Origin of the sequence: Cupriavidus sp. 2SB, assembly GCF_005503625.1 — a bacterium.
Classification (GTDB): domain Bacteria; phylum Pseudomonadota; class Gammaproteobacteria; order Burkholderiales; family Burkholderiaceae; genus Cupriavidus.
Genome location: NZ_SCMX01000006.1, coordinates 145,168 through 151,201, shown reverse-complemented (window position 1 = coordinate 151,201; position 6,034 = coordinate 145,168). Strand labels below are relative to the sequence as shown.

The following is a 6,034-nucleotide window of genomic DNA, read 5'->3' as shown; positions in this document are numbered from 1 at the left end:
AAGGCCGATGAAATCGGCGCGGCCGGTGACGAACTTGGAAAGTTGAAGCAGCAAGGGAGTTTGTCTACGGCACACGCGTGGACGCGTATGAGCTTGAGTTGGAAGATTCTTCTGTACTCGGTGCGCTGCTTTCAAGATTGTACGTACAAAGCCATTCTTCATGCCCAGCAGCAAGGTGTTGGCTCTCGAGCTTCGATGTCAACGTGCGCGCCGGATGACATCTGGCGAAGCGGCGCTGGCGTCGGGAAGCTGATCGCTGAGCATCTGCCTGGCTACCCTGAGTGGTTCATCCGCACGAGGAAGGCCGATGAAATCGGCGCGGCCGGTGACGAACTTGGAAAGTTGAAGCAGCAAGGGAGTTTGTCTACGGCACACGCGTGGACGCGTATGAGCTTGAGTTGGAAGATTCTTCTGTACTCGGTGCGCTGCTTTCAAGATTGTACGTACAAAGCCATTCTTCATGCCCAGCAGCAAGGTGTTGGCTCTCGAGCTTCGATGTCAACGTGCGCGCCGGATGACATCTGGCGAAGCGGCGCTGGCGTCGGGAAGCTGATCGCTGAGCATCTGCCTGGCTACCCTGAGTGGTTCATCCGCACGAGGAAGCTTCGGAACAAGCTGAAACAGGGTCTAAGTGTGCAGTCTGTGTGGAAAGGGAGAGAGCACTTCATCGTGCTGTGCGGGAAGCGCTGGAATGGACCTTACGTTGAGAACACCGAGGCGCATCCGCTCAAATTTGAGTTTGCTACGGAGTGTCTAGAGATGTGCGCCGCTGTCGCAAACCTTATTCCCGTTGCCCTTAACGAAACGCGCGTACGCAAGCAGGCCAGGGCACTGAGGATGAAGGAGAGGGAGGTGGACTTGTCTCTGGGCAGCGAGCATTCGGCAGATTTAGCCAATGGGAGCTGAGCATCGCTATTTCGATGTTGGCGTTGCTTGGAATAGCTCGCGATTTCAATCCGGATTCGGAGACTGGACGTGGGCGAGCATCAGCTTCGTAGTATCACGTGCGGGTTCGGCCTCCGAAGCCACTCTAGTGTGAGCTTCGGCTTGACGTGGTTGCTGTCGAGCCCGGAATCCTTCCAGGACGACAACGGCGATATCCAAGGACGTCTTCTTCACAGGCGGGTACTACGATGTGGATGTCGGGTACGGTGAGGCCCACTGGTTCGATGTCGAAACAGGCGCCAAGGGGCTGAAGAGAGTGACTCAGGCGAGGGATGCGCAGTCAACGCGCAAACTTCACTTGGTCTTCTTGGTGAAACGTTCGAATGCGCGCTTCGCCGCATCACCCTGCACCGTCTCACGTAGCAATTCCCGCTCTGCTGCATATTGTCGGTTCACAAGCAATTCGATGCCATCGCGCATCAATCGCTTAGTTTTCCTAACTATGTCTAGCGGTAAAGCTGTGAACTCCACAGCTGTCGCGCGGGCAATCCCGAGTAGGTCTACAGGAGAGACGACTTCAGTCACCATCCCGGCTAAATGTAACTCGGCGGCGTCAACGCGCTTTCCGAGCAGGAGCATCTTCGCTGCGCGCTGACGTCCAACTAGCAGAGGGAGAAGAACCGTCGACGCACCCTCGGGAGTGATGCCTAACCCGGTAAATGGCATCAGGAATGTTGTACCTGGAGTTGCATACACGAAATCGCAATGGAGCAGCATCGTCGCTCCCACACCCACAGCCAGACCGTCTACGGCAGCGACAACAGGCTTATCAAGTTGCATCAATGCGTCGAAGAATTTCCATGTCGGCGCATCCGATCGAACAGGTGGTGTCGTCAGAAAGTCTTCGATGTCATTACCCGCACAGAAGGCGCCATTCTGTCCTCGAATAAGGATTGAGCTGATTGTGTTGTCATACTGTGCTTCAAGGAGTTTCTCGGCGAGCGCTTGGTACATTTCTGTCGTCAGAGCGTTCTTCTTCTCTATTCGGTTCAGCGCGATTTCGAGGACGCCGTTGGCAATACTTGAAGCGATTTGCAGAGACATACAGGTCCTTTTGGTTTTTGTGAGGTGGTTCTCTTCGTATCAGATCTTCTGATCGCTAGACGATTTCTGGACCGCGCTGGGGAATAGTGAGCGCATCTAGCCGTTGCACACGGCAAGCGATGCCTTTCATGTGCGGGATTCCTTGCTCCCGGTCCAGATGATCGTCGTCATCAGGGCAAATCTGTGCGTCAGCGAAATCCCAGGCGCCGGAAAGAGTGCCGTCGCCCTCGGGACGCTCGGGGAGCCACCAACCATGCGGTACTCTAACAACGCCGGCGGGCATCTCTGCTCTGATAGATGCTCGGAGCTTGACTCGACCTTGCCTTGTTACGACTTCAGCCCAGTCACCTTCGCTCAGCCCGAGGGGCATAGCATCCGACTTCGCTATAAACATGACTGGGTCGGGCTTTTTTGCCCGCAAAGCTTTGATATGCCGGTGCCCGGTCTGGAAGAACTCGTCATCCCGAACGCCCATAAACATGGTCAGAGGGAAGTCGGGTTCCGGGGGCGGGTCGTCCCGCCAATAGGGGAGCGGGTCCAGCTGGAGCTTCTCCAAGACGGAGGAGTACAACTCGACCAGTCCGGAAGGCGTCGCAAATCCTGATTTCTCGTACTTGCGATACTCGTAAGAAGGAGCGTGGTAGGCGTACTCGGACGCAAAGGATTCAAAGTCCATGCCGAGTTTCTGTAGCCGGTGGTTCAGCAACTTTTCATTTGTCTCCCACGGAAAATGTTCGCCCATACCCATCCGGACGGCCAATCCACGCCAAATTTCGTAGACCGTGCGGCATTCGCCTGCCGGTTCGACAACCTTCTGCGATGGCCGATATATTGCGGTCCAGCCGAATCCGTCCGCCAGGCAGTTGCGTTCGAGCCATGCGTCGCCTGGCAGAATGTAGTCGGCTAGCTGCGCCGTGGGAGTACGAAAATGCTCGACCGCCACAACTAGATCTTGGTTTCGGATTGCTCTCTCGATAAGCTGCATGTTCGCGAAACTCATCAAGGTGTTGTTACCCAGCGTGAAGAACGCCTTAACAGGGTAGGGGTCACCATCGGCCATCGCGCGGAAGACCGCCGAAGGGTTAGCCATGTAGCACCCATTTATGAGGTTGGGCCATTCTGTACCCCATACTCGCTTGGCCGGTTCCCTTAGGTCAGCCATGCCGCGATATGTGAAGACAGGATGTCGTTCTGCGCCGAGTTGTTTCGCCTTTTGCTCGTCGCTCAGTACATCGTGGTTCTCTAACTCGGACTCGCTGATAATGTCGGGATGGAATCCATGCAGAAGCTCGCCGCCGGGGATATCGAGATACCCGCAAATCGCCCGGAGAATACACATGAGGCGGATTGCGGACGTCGAATTCCGTTGCTGATCCGTGATTGGCGTCCAGGGAATGACCGCCGGACCCGACGTGGCATACATGCGAGCCGCGCTGGCAATGAGTTCGGCTGGCACACCCGTAAGCAGTTCGATGCGCGAGAGCGAATACTCATTGACCCGTTGTCGCAATTGCTCGAACCCAACCGTCCAGCGAGACGTAAATGCTTTGTCGTAGAGCTCCTCGTCCAGGATTACCTTCAGCCAGCCTAGGCACATTGCTGCGTCCGTTCCGGGCTTTAGTGGTAACCACAGGTCAGCTAACTCGGCGTTTTCGCTCTTTCTTGGGTCCAAGACTATCAGCTTGGCTCCGCGTTGCTGAGCACGCCGGATGGCGTTGTAGACGGGGGTCCAGGAGTGTTGCTTAGGGTTGTGGCCAAACAGTACGATACACTTAGTCTGAGGGTAGTCAGGGTAGGGGTACCAGCCGTAGACGAGCCTGTTCACTGCTGCGGTGTTGCCTGCGCATATAGCGACGCCACTAATCCAATTTGGCGACCCAAGGTAGTTCATGAAGCGCCGTCCTGAGCCGTTGTCTGTCTGCGTGTTCCACTGAGAGGTGGACACCGCAAAAGCTTCCGGACCGTAGTGTTTGACAACATTCGCCAAGCGAGTTGAGATATCGTCAAGAGCCTCGTCCCACGAGACGCGCTTCCATTTGCCTTCGCCTCGTTCCCCCACCCTTTTTAGTGGATAGAGCACGCGATTGGGGTGGGCGAAACCTTCGGGCGCATGCACTCCCTTCATACAGATGTTCGCTCGGAGGGGGCGAGGATCAACCGCCTTAACGCGCACATCTTCGACACGTCCGGACGGCGGCACGTCCGCGTGGACCTGACAATAGATGTCACATCCGGAGCACAACACTCGCTTCTCTGCCATATCGCGTCCCTCGTTTGCCACTGATGCTGGCCGATCGCACCGTAACGGCCTTCAGTTAAGTGGGCCTTGAATTGGGTGCGTATGCACCTATTATAATGAAGGGAGCGCGGTGTGCAACAGGTGGGCGGCAACCCAGTGGCAAGCAACGGCAGGAGTGATGGTAGGGTGTGGCCCCGGCGCCGCGGGAGGTATGTAGGAAACGTAGCGCCGAGTTACTTCTGAACTTCTGAACGTCACTGCCGAAGTACTTTTATAATCTGCTCCTACTAGCGCCACGGGCGCTAGGGAACGGCGAAACCGCAATAAAAGTGGAAGAATATTGTATGTCCATCGACACGAATGAGGCTCGCCAGAAGGAATTGCAAGCTCAGCGCAAGCGGATCCTCGCGCAGCGGCGTCCGCTGCCGCAGGACGACCTTGAACTGCTCGACCAGTGCACGTTGTTCGACGTACACCGGCTGTCGCGTTTGCTCACTGGCATATACAACGGCTACCTCCGGGAATCTGGCTTGACGATTGCGCAGTTCACTCTGCTTCGAAATATCCACGCCTTGGCGCCTGCCGGGATGAAGCGGATTGCCGAAGCGATGCTGATGGACAGGACAAGCGTTACGCGTCTGATCGAACCCTTGATTAAGGATGGTCTTCTGAGGGATGAGGTCGGACAGGATAGGCGATATCGCAATATCGTTCTTACTGCTAAGGGTCTTGTCGCCGTCACTCGAAGTGAAGAAGCCTGGAGTCGCGCGCAGGAAGATCTCTACAACCGTATTGGAGCGAAGCAATGGCGGACGCTCCGTACCGCGCTCCGGGACACAATTCAACTCGTTCGCGCGATGTCCGACGAATCCGAAGCCTAGACGGTCACTGATTATCTGTCTCCCGAGCCATTGCGAATGGCGATTGGTATGGCCTTGAGGATGTCCTTAACCCAGGGTTCTTGACCAGCGCTCTCGACCAAAACACGTGCTCCGAGTGCTGCCGCAAATAGCGTTGCATACTGCCATTCGGGGATAGATCTGTCCGTGGCCTGGGCGGCTTTTCTAAACTCGTCAAAGAGTTGATGCGCGCCGCTCGAGAACGCCGTCTTAAATTCTTCGCGACCTCCTGCAATGGCGTCATATCCGCTAGAAACTATGGGGCATTTTCCACTGGTCGGGGCGATGCTGAGATAGTTTTCGACTATGGTTTGCAGCGGCGACTTCCGTCCTGCCCCAGACGCCGCTGATTCCTTCCATTTCTCCGTTGCGCGCTCAAAGGACGCCTGTATGGCTTCCACCGCCAGCGCGTCTTTTGACGGAAAATGGTTGTAGAAACCTCCATGTGTGAGGCCCGCAGCATGCATGATGTCCGCAATGCTCACATTATCAACGCCTTTTTCAGCAAACATTCTGCTTGCCGTTTGAACGATACGCTCTCGACTGCGTGCGGATTCGATGCGTGATGCTCGTCCCATGGGTCCTAACGATCGGTGTGATGTGTAACCCTCCGCGCAACAGGGTGACGCATTGTTTGCGGCGATGAAGGACCTCGACATAACTTGTCTAAGCCCCGCTCATACCTGACTGAAACTCGGCTGCCAATGCGACCGATGCGCGTACCCGCTAATTATAGGTGTATCCACGCCTATCGCAATAGATGAGTGTGGCGGGCCTCAGTTCGTCAATGGACTCGAAAGCCCATTACGCCCCTGCATATGTCTACGAACAAGCCATCCCGAGATATGAAATTCGCACTGGTGCGTGGAGTTGTTCGACCACACCTTCGGCGAAACTCGACGACGCT

General features: G+C 55.8%; 5 protein-coding genes. 2 read left to right on the top strand and 3 right to left on the bottom strand.

The window, feature by feature from the left end:
• Positions 1 to 906: hypothetical protein (locus tag FFS21_RS31915; protein ID WP_171020322.1), on the top strand; the 906-nt coding region annotated here is incomplete at its 5' end.
• Between the two features lie 333 nt (positions 907 to 1,239).
• On the opposite strand, the gene FFS21_RS04740 is transcribed toward FFS21_RS31915, so the two are convergent.
• Together FFS21_RS04740 and FFS21_RS04735 are read right to left on the bottom strand one after the other, a co-directional pair.
• Positions 1,240 to 1,989 carry an enoyl-CoA hydratase-related protein gene (locus tag FFS21_RS04740; protein ID WP_137923782.1) on the bottom strand — a complete coding sequence of 250 codons (750 nt, stop codon included), beginning with the start codon at positions 1,987 to 1,989 and terminating at the stop codon, positions 1,240 to 1,242.
• Positions 1,990 to 2,044: 55 nt separating this feature from the next.
• Positions 2,045 to 4,114 (bottom strand): molybdopterin-dependent oxidoreductase, encoded by a 2,070-nt coding sequence (locus FFS21_RS04735; protein WP_212745212.1) that lies wholly within the window; start codon positions 4,112 to 4,114, stop codon positions 2,045 to 2,047.
• A gap of 458 nt (positions 4,115 to 4,572) precedes the next feature.
• Between FFS21_RS04735 and FFS21_RS04730 the strand changes: the two genes are divergently transcribed.
• Entirely contained in the window at positions 4,573 to 5,109 is a 537-nt protein-coding gene (locus FFS21_RS04730) for a MarR family winged helix-turn-helix transcriptional regulator (protein ID WP_137923780.1), read from the top strand.
• An 11-nt stretch (positions 5,110 to 5,120) separates the two neighbouring features.
• On the opposite strand, the gene FFS21_RS04725 is transcribed toward FFS21_RS04730, so the two are convergent.
• A complete protein-coding gene (locus FFS21_RS04725; RefSeq protein ID WP_283205135.1) occupies positions 5,121 to 5,705 on the bottom strand; it encodes a TetR/AcrR family transcriptional regulator in 585 nt (194 codons plus the stop codon).
• Positions 5,706 to 6,034 lie beyond the last annotated feature (329 nt).

Coding starts and splice junctions, on each gene's coding strand:
- FFS21_RS04740 (WP_137923782.1), bottom strand. CDS start 1,989: ATGTCTCTGCAAATCGCTTCAAGTATTGCCAACGGCGTCCTCGAAATC.
- FFS21_RS04735 (WP_212745212.1), bottom strand. CDS start 4,114: ATGAAGGGAGTGCATGCGCCCGAAGGTTTCGCCCACCCCAATCGCGTG.
- FFS21_RS04730 (WP_137923780.1), top strand. CDS start 4,573: ATGTCCATCGACACGAATGAGGCTCGCCAGAAGGAATTGCAAGCTCAG.
- FFS21_RS04725 (WP_283205135.1), bottom strand. CDS start 5,705: ATGGGACGAGCATCACGCATCGAATCCGCACGCAGTCGAGAGCGTATC.